This window comes from Spongiactinospora sp. TRM90649, assembly GCF_029382225.1.
Lineage (GTDB): Bacteria > Actinomycetota > Actinomycetes > Streptosporangiales > Streptosporangiaceae > Spongiactinospora.
Map to the genome: position 1 here is coordinate 155,528 of NZ_JARLTC010000009.1, position 13,937 is coordinate 169,464.

Annotated in this window: 12 protein-coding genes; 9 read left to right on the forward strand and 3 right to left on the reverse strand. The window is 71.1% G+C overall.

The genetic code is table 11. The features are described 5' to 3' along the window. The first annotated feature begins 11 nt into the window (after positions 1-11). The 4 genes from P3X83_RS13200 to P3X83_RS13215 are packed head-to-tail and all read left to right on the forward strand — an operon-like array spanning position 12 to position 5,207. Entirely contained in the window at positions 12-1,862 is a 1,851-nt protein-coding gene (locus tag P3X83_RS13200) for an AMP-binding protein (protein WP_277305303.1), read from the forward strand. Positions 1,863-1,867: 5 nt separating this feature from the next. Beyond that, complete coding sequence (locus P3X83_RS13205) at positions 1,868-3,556, forward strand: class I adenylate-forming enzyme family protein (RefSeq protein WP_277305304.1); 1,689 nt, start codon at positions 1,868-1,870, stop codon at positions 3,554-3,556. 21 nt (positions 3,557-3,577) lie between these two features. Next, positions 3,578-4,342: a 4'-phosphopantetheinyl transferase superfamily protein gene (locus tag P3X83_RS13210; protein WP_277305305.1), complete on the forward strand. Its 765-nt coding sequence runs from the start codon at positions 3,578-3,580 to the stop codon at positions 4,340-4,342. After that, complete coding sequence (locus P3X83_RS13215) at positions 4,335-5,207, forward strand: shikimate dehydrogenase (RefSeq protein ID WP_277305306.1); 873 nt, start codon at positions 4,335-4,337, stop codon at positions 5,205-5,207. Before P3X83_RS13210 ends, P3X83_RS13215 begins: the two co-directional genes overlap by 8 nt. Before the next feature lie 66 nt (positions 5,208-5,273). Here the strand turns inward: P3X83_RS13215 and P3X83_RS13220 are convergent, their stop codons facing one another. After that, on the reverse strand, positions 5,274-6,263 hold the full coding sequence (locus P3X83_RS13220; protein WP_277305307.1) for a TerC/Alx family metal homeostasis membrane protein: 990 nt from the start codon (positions 6,261-6,263) through the stop codon (positions 5,274-5,276). Between the two features lie 227 nt (positions 6,264-6,490). On the opposite strand from P3X83_RS13220, the gene P3X83_RS13225 reads away from it, so the two are divergent. The 3 genes from P3X83_RS13225 (at position 6,491) to P3X83_RS13235 (ending at position 9,786) form a co-directional block, all read left to right on the forward strand. Then, positions 6,491-8,236 (forward strand): hypothetical protein, encoded by a 1,746-nt coding sequence (locus P3X83_RS13225; protein ID WP_277305308.1) that lies wholly within the window; start codon positions 6,491-6,493, stop codon positions 8,234-8,236. 44 nt (positions 8,237-8,280) lie between these two features. Further along, positions 8,281-8,424 carry a hypothetical protein gene (locus P3X83_RS13230; protein ID WP_277305309.1) on the forward strand — a complete coding sequence of 48 codons (144 nt, stop codon included), beginning with the start codon at positions 8,281-8,283 and terminating at the stop codon, positions 8,422-8,424. A 168-nt stretch (positions 8,425-8,592) separates the two neighbouring features. Then, a complete protein-coding gene (locus tag P3X83_RS13235; protein ID WP_277305310.1) occupies positions 8,593-9,786 on the forward strand; it encodes a cytochrome P450 in 1,194 nt (397 codons plus the stop codon). A gap of 23 nt (positions 9,787-9,809) precedes the next feature. On the opposite strand, the gene lgt is transcribed toward P3X83_RS13235, so the two are convergent. Together lgt and P3X83_RS13245 are read right to left on the reverse strand one after the other, a co-directional pair. Next, on the reverse strand, positions 9,810-10,661 hold the full coding sequence (gene lgt, locus P3X83_RS13240; protein ID WP_277305311.1) for a prolipoprotein diacylglyceryl transferase: 852 nt from the start codon (positions 10,659-10,661) through the stop codon (positions 9,810-9,812). Between the two features lie 57 nt (positions 10,662-10,718). Then, a complete protein-coding gene (locus tag P3X83_RS13245) occupies positions 10,719-11,609 on the reverse strand; it encodes a LysR family transcriptional regulator (RefSeq protein ID WP_277305313.1) in 891 nt (296 codons plus the stop codon). A gap of 67 nt (positions 11,610-11,676) precedes the next feature. Between P3X83_RS13245 and P3X83_RS13250 the strand changes: the two genes are divergently transcribed. After that, a complete protein-coding gene (locus tag P3X83_RS13250; RefSeq protein WP_277305315.1) occupies positions 11,677-13,128 on the forward strand; it encodes an amidase in 1,452 nt (483 codons plus the stop codon). Continuing rightward, the gene (locus P3X83_RS13255) at positions 13,125-13,937 is read left to right on the forward strand and encodes an inositol monophosphatase family protein (RefSeq protein ID WP_277305316.1); all 813 of its coding nucleotides are present in this window, start codon (positions 13,125-13,127) and stop codon (positions 13,935-13,937) included. The genes P3X83_RS13250 and P3X83_RS13255 overlap by 4 nt, the downstream gene beginning before the upstream one ends.

Genomic DNA, 13,937 nt, shown 5'->3' on the forward strand with positions numbered 1-13,937 from the left:
AGGAACCGAAAATGCGTCTATCCCACCTCACCGGCGTCCTGACATCCCTCGGCGTATCCGCGGACGAGCTCACCCCCGAGGTCCGGCTCCGCGCGGACCTCGAACTCAGCTCGGTCGAGACGACCGAGCTGGAGCTCGAACTGGAGCGCCGATTCGGCGTGTACGTCGATCTGTGGGACGCCAAGGACTACACCCTGGGCGAACTGGCCGCGCTGGCCACCGCGCCCGCGTCGCAGGCACCGGCGGACGAGCCGCAGGCCCCCGCGGACGACGTGCCGCGGGTACCCGACGCCCCCCAATATCGCCGGCTCGGGCTCTGGCTGCCGGAGACCATCGACGCCGTCATCTTCGCGCAGGCGGCCCGCAGGCCCGATTCGGTGGCCGTCGTCCACGACGACCGCCGGATCACCTACGGTGAGCTGGCCGCCCGCGTCGAGGGCTGCGCCGGGCGGCTGCGCGCGCTCGGCGTCGCCGGGCACGGCCCGGTGATCGTGCAGTTGCCCAACAGCGTCGAGTACCTGGTGCTCGTGCTGGCGCTGATGAGGATCGGCGTCCCGCCGGTCCTGACCCTGCCGACCCTGCGCGAGTACGAGCTCGACCGGATTCTGGAGATCACCAAGGCGACCGCGATCGCGGTCGACGGCAGGCAGCGCCGCTCCGGCCATCGGCAGCTCGTCGCGGCACTGCGCGACCGGCACCCGCGACTGGCCACCGTGCTGGTCGCGGGCGACGACGATCCCGACCACGACCTGGTACGGCTCTGCGCCCCCGGCCCGGCCGTCCCGGTCACGGCCGCCGACGCCACCAGGGCGGCGCTGATGCTGCTGTCCAGCGGCACCACCGGCCCGCCGAAGGTGATCGCCAGGACGCACGAGGACTACGGCCATGTCATCCGCGGCACGTCGCAGGTGGCCGGAGTCGACGAGCGTACGGTCTACCTCGCCGTGCTGCCTGGTACGCACACCTTCGTCCTGGCCTACCCCGGCATCCTCGGCACCCTGTCGTCCGGTGGCACGGTCGTGCTGGCCACACCCGAGGATCCGCGCCGGGTCCTGGAACTGGTCCAGCGCGAGCGGGTCACCCACGCGGCGGCCGTCCCCGGCCTGGTCACCCAGTGGCTGGGCGTGCTGCGCGAGGAGCGGTTCGACCTGTCCAGCCTGAAGGTCCTCCAGGTCGGCGGCGCCCGTCTGGACGCCGACCTCGCCGTCCGGGCCGACGAGGCGCTGCCGTGCACGCTTCAGCAGGTGTACGGCATGAGCGAGGGGCTGGCCAACTTCACCCGGCTGCACGACCCGCTCGAAACCGTGCGCACGACGCAGGGCAGGCCCGCGTCGCCGCACGACGAGATCCGGATCGTCGACGACGAGGGGCGGACCGTGCCCCCCGGAGAGGTCGGCCAGTTGCTCACCCGCGGCCCCTCCACGATCGCCGGATACTACGGCGATCCGGAGGCCACGGCCAGGGCCTTCACCGCCGAGGGCTTCTACCGCACCGGTGACCTGGTACGGCAGCGCCCAGACGGCAACCTGCAGGTCGTCGGCCGGATCAAGAACCTCGTCAACCGCGGCGGGGAGAAGATCTGCGCCGAGGAACTGGAGGCGCTCGTCGGCCAGATGCCGCAGGTGTCGGCCGCCGGGGTGGCGCCGATGCCGCACCCGGTGTACGGCGAGGCCGTCTGCCTGTTCGTGGTCCCTTCCCAGGCGCTCACGCTCGTGGACGTGCGGCGGTATCTGACCGGGCGGGGGCTGGCCTCGTACAAGTTGCCGGAACGGCTGGTCCCGCTGGACGCGCTGCCGACGATCGGCGTCGGCAAGCTCGACAGAACCGCGCTCCAGTCACTTACCCATTCTTCGAAAGGCTAATGATCATGACATTGTCCGCACGAGCGCTGCTGACGATGGACCAGCGCCAGGCATTCGCCAAGCGCCAGGGGATCGGCGGGGGCAACCTGCTCACGTCCGCGATCGAGTCCAGCCCGGCGCCCGACGCGCGCTTCATCCGCTCGGCCCGCCCGCTCACCCGTACCGACGGGTCGCCACAGAGCGACTTCAGCCTGCTGGAACTCGACCAGCTCGCGCAGAGCTGGGCCGTCTGGTACCTCAACAAGGGCGTCGCGCCGCGCGACCGCGTCGCGGTCTACACGAAGGACTCCTTCGCCTACGCGATCCACTACTTCGCGCTGTCCTCCATCGGCGCGGTGGCCTTACTGATCAACAGCAACTCCCCGTGTGAGATCGCCGCGTCGCTGCTCGGCAAGACCAGCCCGGTCGGCCTCTACACCGACCGCGAGCACCTGGCCCGGCTCGGGGACGAGATCGACCGGCAGCCCAGCCTGGGCTGGATCCAGTTGGAGGAGGAGCTGCCCGCCCCGCCGCCGGCCGTGCTGCCCGCCGAGGCGCGCTGGAAGCACAACCCCGAGGACCCGGTCTCGATCATGCACTCCTCGGGCACCACCGGGCTGCCCAAGCCGGTCACCCAGACCCACCGGTCCAGCGTCGCCGGCCCGCTCTTCCGGCTCACCATCGACGACCCGACGCTGACGTCGGGCGGCGGCGCCATGCTGACCGCGATGCCGCAGTCGCACCTCGGCAACATCCACTACTCGACCTACGCCATCTTCGGCGGCACCCCGGTGATCCCGGCCTTCGACCCGAGCCCCCGGGAGCTGGTCGAGCTGATCAAGGAGCACCGGCCCACCTCGGTCATGGGCTTCGGCCACACCTGTGTGGACCTGGCCACCTTCGACCTGGAGCCGGGGGTGCTCGACTCGGTCGGGCACTGGGTCACCACCGCGGACGCCGTCCACTACGACCACATCCTCAAGGTGCTCGGGCACCGCAGCCCCGACCTGCCCCCCTCGGCCTGGCTGGACCGGCTCGGCACCACCGAACTTGGCTGGGCCGTGCTGCTCAAGGTCACCACCCTTGCGTCGGAGCGGAACGACCGCTGCGTGGGCAAGCCCGTCGGCGTCTCGGAGGTGGCCGTCCTGCGCAAGGACGGCACGCCCTGCGAGGTCGGCGAGGTCGGGCTGCTCGGGGCCAGGGGCCCGGCGATCACCGCGGGCTACTGGAACGACTCCGACACCAGCTACCGCAGCCGGCTGGGCGGCTACTGGTGCCCCGGCGACATGGTCTACCGCGACGCGGACGACAACTTCTACCACGTCGACCGCGCCGTGGACACCATCGAGACGGCGGAAGGGACCGGCTACTCGGTGCTGATGGAGGAGACGATCCTCTCCGACGTCGCCGACATCAAGGACGTCGCCGTCGTCGCGGCGACGCTCGACGGCAAGACGGTCGCCGTGGGCGCGACGACCGCCGAGAACGCCGACCCGCGGCGGCTGCTGGCCGAGGCCAACACGGTCCTGGCCGCCGCCGGCCACCCGCCCCTGACCGTGCTGGAGATCGTCGACGCGCTGCCCGTCGGCGTGACGGGCAAGGTGCTGAAGCGACGGCTCAGAGAGCGCTACGCCGAACTGGACGAGGTGATCAGGACCGCCGGCTCCGACGCGGTGGCGGTCAGCGACGCGGTCGAGGGCGTCCTCGTCGCGTGACCCGCTGCTAAGGAGGCCACCATGACAACCTCCGCGCTCGAACCCTCCCTGCTGCGCAGGCCGCTCGCGGGCGAAGTGTGGGTGTGGTGGGTCCGGGCGGGACCCTACGACGCCATGCGGCCTGCCGCGTTCATGAACGAGGAGGAGCTCGCGCGCTACGCCGCGATCCGGCGGCCCGGCGCCCGCGCCGGGTTCGCGTACGGATGCGCGCTGCTGCGCGTCGCCACGGCCCATCACCTGGGCACCGCGCCCGGCGAGATCGTGATCGAACGGCACTGCTCCTCGTGCGACCGGCCGCATGGCAAGCCCCGGATCAGCGGCACCGACCTGGAGGTCTCGCTGTCGCACACCGACAAGCACATCGTCTGCGCCGTCGCCCGGCACACCCCGATCGGCATCGATGTGGAGGACGGCGCCACGCTGATCGACAACGACCTCCTCGCCGAGAACATCCTCGCCCCATCGGAACTGTCCGCCTACCGGCTACTGCCCGACGAGCGCCGCCGTACGGCGCTGCTCACCTGGTGGACGAGAAAGGAGGCCGTACTCAAGGCCACCGGTGACGGGCTGCGCATCCCCATGCGCCATCTGGAGACGTCGGGCCCCTTCGAGGCTCCGCGCCTGCTCAACTGGACCGGCCGTCCGCTGGTGCCGGATGACGTCACCCTGTTCGCCCTCGACGGCGCGGGAGCCGCGGCAGCGGCGCTGGCCGTCATCGGCGAGCCGCCGGGAGGACTCATCGAAATCGACAGCGAACCCGCACTCTGGAGCGACCTCTATGGCTGAAAGCTTCCTGACCGGACTGATCGGATCCGGCATCGGCGCGTCCAAGAGCCCGTCGCTGCACGAGCGCGAAGGAGAGCGGAACGGGCTCAGGGTCGTCTATCGGCTCATCGACATCGACGATCTCGGCCTCGACGCCACCAGAACGCCGGAGCTGCTGAACGAGGCCCTGCGGATGGGATACGCGGGGCTCAACATCACCCATCCCTGTAAACAGGTCGTCTTCCAAGGTCTTGAGGAGGTGTCCCCCGAGGCCGCGACCATCGGCGCGGTCAACACCGTGGTGTTCGACGGGACCAGGGCCATCGGCCACAACACCGACTGGATCGGTGTCGGCCGGGCCCTGGACCACGACCTGCCGGACGTCGCCGTCGGCGAGGTCGTCCTGGTGGGCGCGGGCGGGGCCGGTTCGGCCGTCGCGTACGCGCTGCTGCGCCGTGGCGTGCGGCGGCTGACCATCGTGGACGCCGACCGGACGCGCGCGGCCGTCCTGGCGGCCCGGATGAACCGGCGGTTCGCCGGCCCACGCGCGGTCGCGTCGGACGATCTGGAGTCCGCCCTGCGGCACGCGGACGGGGTGATCAACGCGACCCCCGTCGGCATGCCGCTCCATCCCGGGCTGCCGTTCCCACCGGAGCTGCTCGCCCCCCACCAGTGGGTGCTCGATCTCATCTACGTCCCTGCCGAGACCGAACTGCTCCGGACGGCCCGCGCCATCGGCTGCCGGACCATGAGCGGCGGCGCCATGCTCGTCTTCCAGGCGGCCGAGGCGTTCCGCCTGTTCACCGGAACCCGCCCCGACGCCGGGAGGATGCTGCGCCACTATCAGTCACTGTCCACCTGCCAACCCGACCCCGTAGCCGCCTGATCTCCCCTGGGCCACGCCACCGCTCCCGAGCGGTCGGCGTGGCCCCTTTTCTCATTTCGGGTTCTCTCATTTCCGGGTGGCGCGCTCCGCGCGCAGGCTGGTCAGCGTCACCGTGACCAGCACCACGACGATCACGCCGAGCGAGGCGAGGGTGGGGATTTCCGGGATCTGGGTCCAGACGCCGTGCGCCCAGTGCAGCACCAGCTTGACCCCGATGAACGCCAGGATGATGGCCAGGCCGTAGTCGAGGTGCCGCAGCCTGCTCAGCGCGCCCCGCAGCACGAAGTACAGCGCCCGCAGCCCCAGCAGGGCGAAGGCGTTGGTGGCGAAGACGAGGAAGGGGTCTTCGGTCACGCCGTACACGGCGGGCACCGAGTCGACGGCGAAGACGATGTCGGTGGCGAACACCGCCACGGTGGCCAGGGCCAGTGGCGTGACCGCCAGCCGTCCCTTCTCTCGCACCAGCATGCGGAAGCCGTGGTACTCACCGGTGACGGGGACCATCCGCCGCAGCAGGCGGACGCTGCGCATGGAGTCGATGTCGACCCGTTGGCCGCCCTCTTCCCTGGCCTGCTTGAAGACCTTCGCCGCCGTCACGATCAGGATGGCACCGAAGATCACGAAGACCCACGTGCCCATCTGCAGGGCCGCCGCGCCCAGCGCGATGAAGATCCCCCGGAGCACCAGTGCGCCGATGATGCCGTACAGGAGTACCCGCTGGGTGAGTTCCGGTGGCACCGCGAAGGCCGTCAACAGCAGCATGAACACGAACAGGTTGTCCACGGACAGTGACTTCTCCACCACGTACCCGGTGAAGAACTCGACCGCGACCGTGCCGCCGAAGCCGCCCCACAGGTAAAAGCCGAACGCCACCGGGAGCACCAGGTAGAACACCGACCAGCCCACGGCCTCGCGCATGTGGACCTCGTGCGGGCGCCGGGTCAGCACGATGTCCACTGTGAGCAACGCCACCAGGGCGAGACCGGTGATCAGCCACAACTGCCCCGATGCGATGGACCCCTGCGCGGGCGCAGCCAGAAGCGTCCCTGCGGACATTCGACCTCCTCGAACGCGTCAAGAATCGTTCGAGGTCTCCTTCGCCCGTGGCATACGGGCGGCCGCCCGGGGGCGTTCGGACGCCCGTACTGACCGGTGCGGCGCTTGGGAAGTACTCCCCTCGTTACCGCCCAAGGATAGGCGACGGCGGACGGCGATGTCAGAGGGCCCCGCTAAGATCACGTGCCGTGCTTCCGGATGGTTTATGGCGAGTTGTCAGAATCAGCGTGGTAGGTCTGGCCGTTGCGGCGGCGGTAGCGGGCCTGATACTCGGCGACCCCTGGCTATGGGTGGCCGCCGAATGGTCGTCCCCCGCTTTCGCCCGCTTCTCCACCGGCGAAGGCGGGTTCAGCACCACGACGACCGTGGCGCTGATCCTGGCCGCCCTGGTCAAGGCCGCGCTGATATGGCTGATCCTGCGCACCCCCATGCGGGGACCGCTGGACCGCCGGGAGAAGGCGCTGCGCCTGCTGCTCTACCTGGCGGTGGCGTACGACCTCGTGCTGTGGATCCCGATCGACCTGCTCCCCGGTCCGGCCGAGGCGGCGCTCCCGTTCGCGCTGTGGACCGCGATCTACGTCCTCTTCCTGCTCGTCATCCGATGGCGGTCCCGCGTGCTGCGCGCCGCCGCCGGGGCGATGTGCACGGTCGAGCTCGCCGCCATGGCCAACGACCTGCTCGACGAACTCGACCTCCTGGAGTTCGGCTCGGGCCCCGTCTACGCGACGGGCCTGACCCTGATCACGGCGGCGGCGACCGCCCTCACGGTCGCGGGGCAGCGGCGCGATGGCCGCTGGAGCTTTGGTACGCAGACCGCGGGGTGGGCGGCGGCCGGCGTCTACGCGCTGTGGATCCCGGTCGACCTTCTCCCCCAGGAGATCTACAGTACCCAGTTGCTGATGCCGATCCTGATGGACGCGCTGGGGTTCGTCGCCACCGTGTGGATCGCGGCGACCGCCCGTGAACTGCCCACCAGGAGCGAGAGCCGTCAGGCGGAGCTCTCGGCCGGACGGCGGCGCGTGATCCGCGTCGCGGCGGCCGCCGTGGTCATGGTGCCGATCATCGCGGCGATCCCCCCGCACGAGACCCCGCGGCTCACCTACACCGGCTGGTCGATGGACTGCTACGACCGGCCCGCCTTCGGCGACCTGAAGCCCGCTGAACGCGACGGCGCGTTCCTGTGCCGGGCGCGGAGCAGGGAGAGCGGAGTCCCGCCCATGTTCCCCGACACCCTGCCGGACCAGGCGGTCCTGGCGTACGGGCGGGAGCTGTGCCGGGCGAAGGACCGCGAGGAGCAGGAGGCTCTCCTGACGCGGGCCGGCAGCGAGCGCGCCGCCTGGGGCGCGGACTCGTGGGACCTCGTCTACGTGTGCCCGGAGATCATCGGCAGGACCGATCCCAGCCTGCTGCGGTCCACCGCGCAGGCGAAGGCGGCGGAATCCGCCTTCCTCGCCGAGAAGAACGCGGCCTGCCGCGACCCGTGGCCGCGCACCAAGGGCGTCGTCCAGGCCACGGCCAACTACTTCCTGTTCGCCGACGGCGATCCCGGCTACCTGGTCCACGACCCCAAGGACGAAACGAACGAGGAGGGGACGGAAGAGGCGATGGACCAGATCTACGAGGACGACTCCCTCATCGGGGGGAGCGGCAGCTCGATGCTCGTCGGGCACGTCGAGGACGTCATCGATCTGTGTCTCACGGTGAAGGCCTTCCGCACCGCGCCACCCCGCCGGACGGCCGGGTGGGACCAGGTCCACGAGGTGCCGATCCTCAGCCGCACCGGCGGGCTCACCGTGCCGGAGATGGGCGAGGGCGGCGACGTGGGCGCGGGCGCTCCGATGCCGAACCTGGCGATCGCGGGGAAGGGCCACTACCGGCTTCGCGTCTACGTGCGGCTCTCCGATGGAGGGGAAGAGCACTTGGTCGTCGTGTTCCCTGGCCGGTCGAAGCAGCGGCTCAAGCTGAAGACGTGATCGCCGACAGGGCCTGACCTGCGCATCCGGTGGGGTCCGGCGATGTGCCGCCGGAAGCGGTCGGCCTGGTGGCGGGCATGGCCCGCCGGATGCCCGGCAGGGCCGGGCATCCGGCCGAGGTGCTCGCCACCGGCCCTGATCGGTCAGAGGTCGGCCGGGAGGGTGACCGTCTTGCCCGACTGGATTGACTCGTAGGCGACCGCCGCATCCCCGACACCCGCATCGAAGAACTCGGCGAATACCTGGTCACCTGCCTGTCGGCGCTCTGACCGCCCCGGCTCCCCTCGGGCGACCTCACATTTCGTCGTGCTGCCCAGTCGGACAGATGACACCCGTCACTGGACGAAGGACAGACGATGACACACTCACTGGAACTGCCGCTGCAGATGCGGCGGAACGGTTTCGATCCCGTCGAGGAAGTGATCCGGGCACGTGAGGAGGAGGGCGTCGTGCCGGTGCGGACGCCGTTCGGGCAGCCGGCGTACCTGGTCTGCAGGTACGAGGACGTCCGTCAGGTGCTGTCGGACGCGGCGACGTTCAGCAGTGCGCTGACGCCGTTGCCGGGCGTGGAGCGGATGAGCGCGGAGGAGGCGGCCCAGGTACAGGCCGGGCTGCTCTTCGCGTTGGACCCGCCGGAGCACACGCGGCTGCGGCGGATGCTCACCCCGGAGTTCACGGTGCGCCGGATGCACAGGCTCGAACCGCGGATCAGGGAGATCGTCGAGGGCGCGCTGGACGATCTGGAGCGGGCCGGGCGACCGGCCGATCTGGTGGCGCACTTCGCGTTGCCGGTGCCGTCGCTGGTGATCTGTGAGTTGCTGGGGGTCCCGTACGCCGACCGGGCCGCCTTCCATCACCGTGCCGTGCGGCTGCTGGACGCCTCCGGGCCGATGGAGGGGCGCGTCGCGGCGCAGCGCGAAGGCCGCGCCTACATGGCCGGACTCGTGGGCCGCGCGCGGGCGGAGCCGGGCGAGGACATGCTCGGCACGCTGGTGCGCGCGCACGGCGACGAGCTCAGCACCGACGAACTGACCGGCATCGCGGAACTGCTGCTGCTGGCCGGGCACGAGACCACCTCGAACATGCTCGGCCTGGGCACCCTGGCCCTGCTGCGGCATCCGGACCAGCTCGCGCTGGTCCGCGACGACCCGGCGATGATCGAGCCCGCCGTCGAGGAGCTGCTGCGCTGGCTGTCCATCGTGCAGTCGCCGCCGCCGCGCACGGCCACCAGGGATGTGGAGATCGCCGGACGGACCATTCCGGCGGGCTCCCTGGTGATCGCTTCGATCCCGGCCGCCGACCGCGACGCCGCCCTCGTCGAGAATCCTGGCGACCTCGACGTCACCCGGGGAGCCGCCGGTCACGTCGCCTTCGGTCACGGGGTGCACCACTGCCTCGGGGCTCCGCTGGCGCGGATGGAGATGCGCCTCGCCTTTCCCGCGTTGCTGCGGCGCCTCCCGGACCTGGCCCTGGCCGAACCGGAGCGGGAGCCGGACTTCCGGATGTCCACCCTCGTGTACGGCCTGCGCTCCCTGCGCGTGACCTGGTGAGCGACAACTCCGCCGGGACGGCGTCAGGGCGCGTCGGCGGTTTCCTTCCGTTCGGCGGGCTCCGTGACCTTGTCACGGACGATCCACAGGTAGACCAGCGCGCCCGCGAACAGCGCGATCGAGGTCCACTGGTTGACCCGCAGGTCCAGGAAGGTGGCGGCGTGGTCGACTCCGCCCACCGGGTCGATCCGCAGGCCCTCGATCCAGAAGCGCCCGAGCGTGTACCCGGCGACGTAGACGGCGAACAGCCGTCCGTGGCCCAGCGCCAGCCGCCGGCCGATCAGGATCAGCGCGAAACCGAGGGCCAGGTCCCACAGCGATTCGTACAGGAACGCCGGGTGGTAGAGCACGCCGGGCTCGCCGCCGTGGGCCACGTCGATCTCCAGGCCCCAGGGCAACGTGGTCGGGCTGCCGTACAGCTCCTGGTTGAACCAGTTGCCCCAGCGGGCGATGGCCTGGCCGAACGCGATGCCGGGTGCGACCGCGTCGGCGATCGGCCCGAGCGGCATGCCCCGCCGCCGGCACGCCAGCCATACGCCCACACCCCCCAGCGCCACCGCGCCCCAGATGCCGAGCCCGCCCTCCCAGATGAACAGGACCTGGTAGGGCTCCTTGACCGCACGCGGCCCGAAGTAGAGCTGCCAGTCGACGATCACATGGTAGAGACGGCCGCCGATCAGGCCGAAGATCACCGCCGGGATGGCGACGTCGCCGATCGTGCCCCTCTCACCGCCCTGGGCACGCCATCGGCGTTCGCTCAGCCAGATGCCGAAGCCGATCGCGACGATGAAGCAGAGCGCGTAAGCCCGGATCGGAATGAATCCGAGATGCCAGACCCCCTGGGCAGGGCTGGGAATCGACGCAGCGAGGGACATACCGCTGAGGCTAGCCAACCCGGGGCCGCTCAGATGCTCTCGTAACACGATCGCGAACTACTGGGCGAGGGCCTGGTGGATGAGGGTGCGGAGCCAGGTGTGGGCGCGGTCGTTGTCGTAGCGCTGGTGCCAGGCGAGGATGATCGGCATTGCGGACAGGGCGAAGGGCAGGGGTCTGGTGCGCAGGTCGAGGGCCCGCAGGGTGGGGGCGCACATGTGCTCGGGGACGACGACCAGGAGTTCGGTGCGGGCGGCCATGTAGAGGGCGGCGGTGCTCGACGGGGCGGAGGCGACGACGCGCCGGCGCAGGCCGAGGTCGTCGAGGATGTCGTCGAGGGGGTCGCGGAGGCGGCCGCGCCTGGAGACGATGACGTGGTCCGCCGAGGCGAAGCGGGTGGCGGTGAGGTCGCCGGTCGCGCAGGGGTGGCCGGGGGCGACGGCGGCGACGAGGCGGTCGTGGGCGACCGTGATGTGGGTGATCTCCGGCAGGTCGGGCTCGGTGGAGCCGATCTCCAGGTCTACCCGGCCGTGCCGTAGTTCGTTGGTGTCGGTGGTCGCCTCGGCCAGCAGGCGGATGGCCACGCCGGGAGCCTGTTCGCGGACGGTGGCCAGCAGGCGGGGGCCGATGGCGGCGGTGACCGCGTCGTGGGCGCGCACGGAGAAGACCCGGTTGAGGTTGGCGAGGTCCAGCTCGTGTTCGCGTTCGAGCACGTCGCGGGCGCGTTGCACCAGGTCGTGGACCTCGCCGCGGATCGCCAGGGCGTGCGGGGTGGGGATCATCGTACGGCCGGTCCGCACCAGGATCTGGTCTCCCGTCAGGCGTCTGATGCGCCCCAGGGTGCGGCTCATGGCCGGGGCCGAGAGGTTCAGCCGCTCGGCGGCGCCCGCGACGCTGTTCTCTTCGAGCAGGGCGTCGAGCGCGGTCAGCAGGTTCAGATCCAAGTGCACCACGGTAAATCTAGCCCTACCAAAGATGCACTGGCCATAGCCATAGGGCGCTCCTAGGCTCCGAAACATGGAGATCTGGCAGATGTCGGCCACGAGCGTCGCGCACGGGGTTCGCACCGGCGCCTTCTCGTCGGTCGAGGCGACCCGGTCGATGCTCGCGCGGATCGCCGAGGTCAACCCGGAGGCGAACGCGATCGTCGAGGTGCGCGCGGACGACGCGCTCAGCGCGGCGCGCGAGGCGGACGTCCGGCTTCGGCACTACGGCCCGGACGGCCCGCTGCACGGGGTCCCGGTGACCTTCAAGGTGAGCACCGGCATGGCCGGGCTCGCCACCACCGAGGGGGTCGCGGCGTACGCCGGCCACATCGCGACCGAGACCGATCCGCAGGCGACGAGCTGGCAGTCCGCCGGGGCGATCTTCGTCGGGCGCACCAACTGCCCGCCGTTCGCCACCCGGTGGACCACCGAGAACGACCTGTACGGCACGACGCTCAACCCGTGGAACCCGGCGGTGACGCCGGGCGGTTCCAGCGGCGGCGCGTCCGCCGCCGTCGCGCTCGGCATGGGCGCGCTGGCACACGGCAGCGACATCGGCGGCTCGATCCGGTATCCGGCGGCGTGCTGCGGGGTCGTGGGCATCCGGCCTACCAGCGGGAGGGTGCCGGGCTGGGCGGGCCCGCCGTCCCATGATCCGCCGATGGCGGTTCAGGCGTTCGTCGAGCAGGGGCCGCTCGCGCGGACCGTGGCCGATCTGCGCCTGGGGCTTCGGGCCATGGAGACCTACGATCCGAGGGATCCCAGGGCCGTCGCGCTGACCAGCCGGGTCCCGGCCGCCAGGGAGCCCGGCAGGGTCGCGGTGGTCACCGGGACCGGCGGCGCGGGGCTGCGGGGATCCACGACGAAGGAGAGCGCCGAGGCCACCAGGACGGCCGCCGCCTGGCTGGCCGACGCCGGTTACCAGGTCGAGGAGGTCGAGCTGCCGCTGCTCGGCGAGGCCGCGCGGCTGTGGTGGCTGCTCGCGCTCACCGAGTTCCAGATCGGCATGGTCGCCGAGGTGGAACGCGTCGGCGATCCGGATTTCCGCAGGTTCTTCGACCTGATGTTCGCCGCCTACCGCGAGGAGTTCGGCGTGGTCGACCTGCCGGCCTTCGTCGCCGGATGGGCGCGGCGCGGCATGCTCCGCCGCGAGATGTCCATGTTCATGGACCAGTACCCGCTCGTCCTGACACCGGTGTCCGGCGAGCCGCCGTTCGCGATGGGCGCCGACGCCGAGTCCGCGGAGCGGACGGCGGAGCTGATGGGACGGCAGTGGCCGTCCATGTCGGTCCCGGTGCTCGGCCTGCCCGCGCTCGGCCAACCGGCGGTGCTCGGCTCGGCGGGCGCGCCCGTCGGCGTCCAGGTGATCGGGCGGGCCTTCGAGGAGGAAGCCGTGTTCGCCGCCGCAGAGGTCATCGAAGCGCGGTCGGGGATCGTCACGCCGATCGAGCCCGCCCGTTCTCAGCACAGGGAGTCCGTATGACGTTGGATCACGCCGTGGCGGAGGATCGGGCGCTGGTGGAGAAGGTCGCCTCGGCGGTGCGGTCCGCCGGGGCGCGCATGCTCGAACGTTTCGACACCGCCCCGCGCCTCGCCGGGCGCGACGAGGTCGTGGCCGGCATCTACGCGAACGACGCGGCCTCGCTCGCCGTCCTCCGTCCGGAGCTGACCGGGCTGCGCCCGCAGGCCGGGTGGGTCGATGACGAGCTGGAGAGCGGGCCGCTGCCCCCTGGCGAGTGGTGGGTGACCGACCCGATCGAGGGCAACATCAACCACGTGCACGGCATGCCGGAGTGGGGGGTCACGGCCACGCTGGTGCGCGACAACGTGCCGATCGTGACCGTGGTCCATCTGCCGCTGACCGGTGAGACCTACACGGGGGTCCGGTCGGGCGGCGCGTTCCTGGACGGCGTCCCGCTGCGCCACTCCCCCAAGACGGGCATCGAGGGCGCGCTGGTCGGCACCGGCCAGGCCAAGCCCGGCGAGTCGGCGGAGACCTTCGCGCGCATCGGCGCGTCCGTCACCGCGATGCTCAACCGCGCGATGGTGATCCGGGTGTCGGTCCCGGCCACGCTGCAACTGATCCAGGTCGCGGCGGGCCGGATGGAAGCGTTCTGGCAGTTCAGCCAGGTGCGTTCGGGGCTGCTCGCGGGCTCCCTGCTCGTCGCGGAGGCGGGCGGCGTCGTCACCGACACGCACGGCAGGCCGTGGAGCCTGGACAGCGACGACTTCCTCGCGACCACTCCGGCGATGCATCCGGCCGCCGTCGAGATCCTTTCGGCGATCGCCTGA

Coding starts and splice junctions, on each gene's coding strand:
- lgt (WP_277305311.1), bottom strand. CDS start 10,661: ATGTCCCTCGCTGCGTCGATTCCCAGCCCTGCCCAGGGGGTCTGGCAT.
- P3X83_RS13255 (WP_277305316.1), top strand. CDS start 13,125: ATGACGTTGGATCACGCCGTGGCGGAGGATCGGGCGCTGGTGGAGAAG.
- P3X83_RS13205 (WP_277305304.1), top strand. CDS start 1,868: ATGACATTGTCCGCACGAGCGCTGCTGACGATGGACCAGCGCCAGGCA.
- P3X83_RS13210 (WP_277305305.1), top strand. CDS start 3,578: ATGACAACCTCCGCGCTCGAACCCTCCCTGCTGCGCAGGCCGCTCGCG.
- P3X83_RS13200 (WP_277305303.1), top strand. CDS start 12: ATGCGTCTATCCCACCTCACCGGCGTCCTGACATCCCTCGGCGTATCC.
- P3X83_RS13215 (WP_277305306.1), top strand. CDS start 4,335: ATGGCTGAAAGCTTCCTGACCGGACTGATCGGATCCGGCATCGGCGCG.
- P3X83_RS13235 (WP_277305310.1), top strand. CDS start 8,593: ATGACACACTCACTGGAACTGCCGCTGCAGATGCGGCGGAACGGTTTC.
- P3X83_RS13250 (WP_277305315.1), top strand. CDS start 11,677: ATGGAGATCTGGCAGATGTCGGCCACGAGCGTCGCGCACGGGGTTCGC.
- P3X83_RS13220 (WP_277305307.1), bottom strand. CDS start 6,263: ATGTCCGCAGGGACGCTTCTGGCTGCGCCCGCGCAGGGGTCCATCGCA.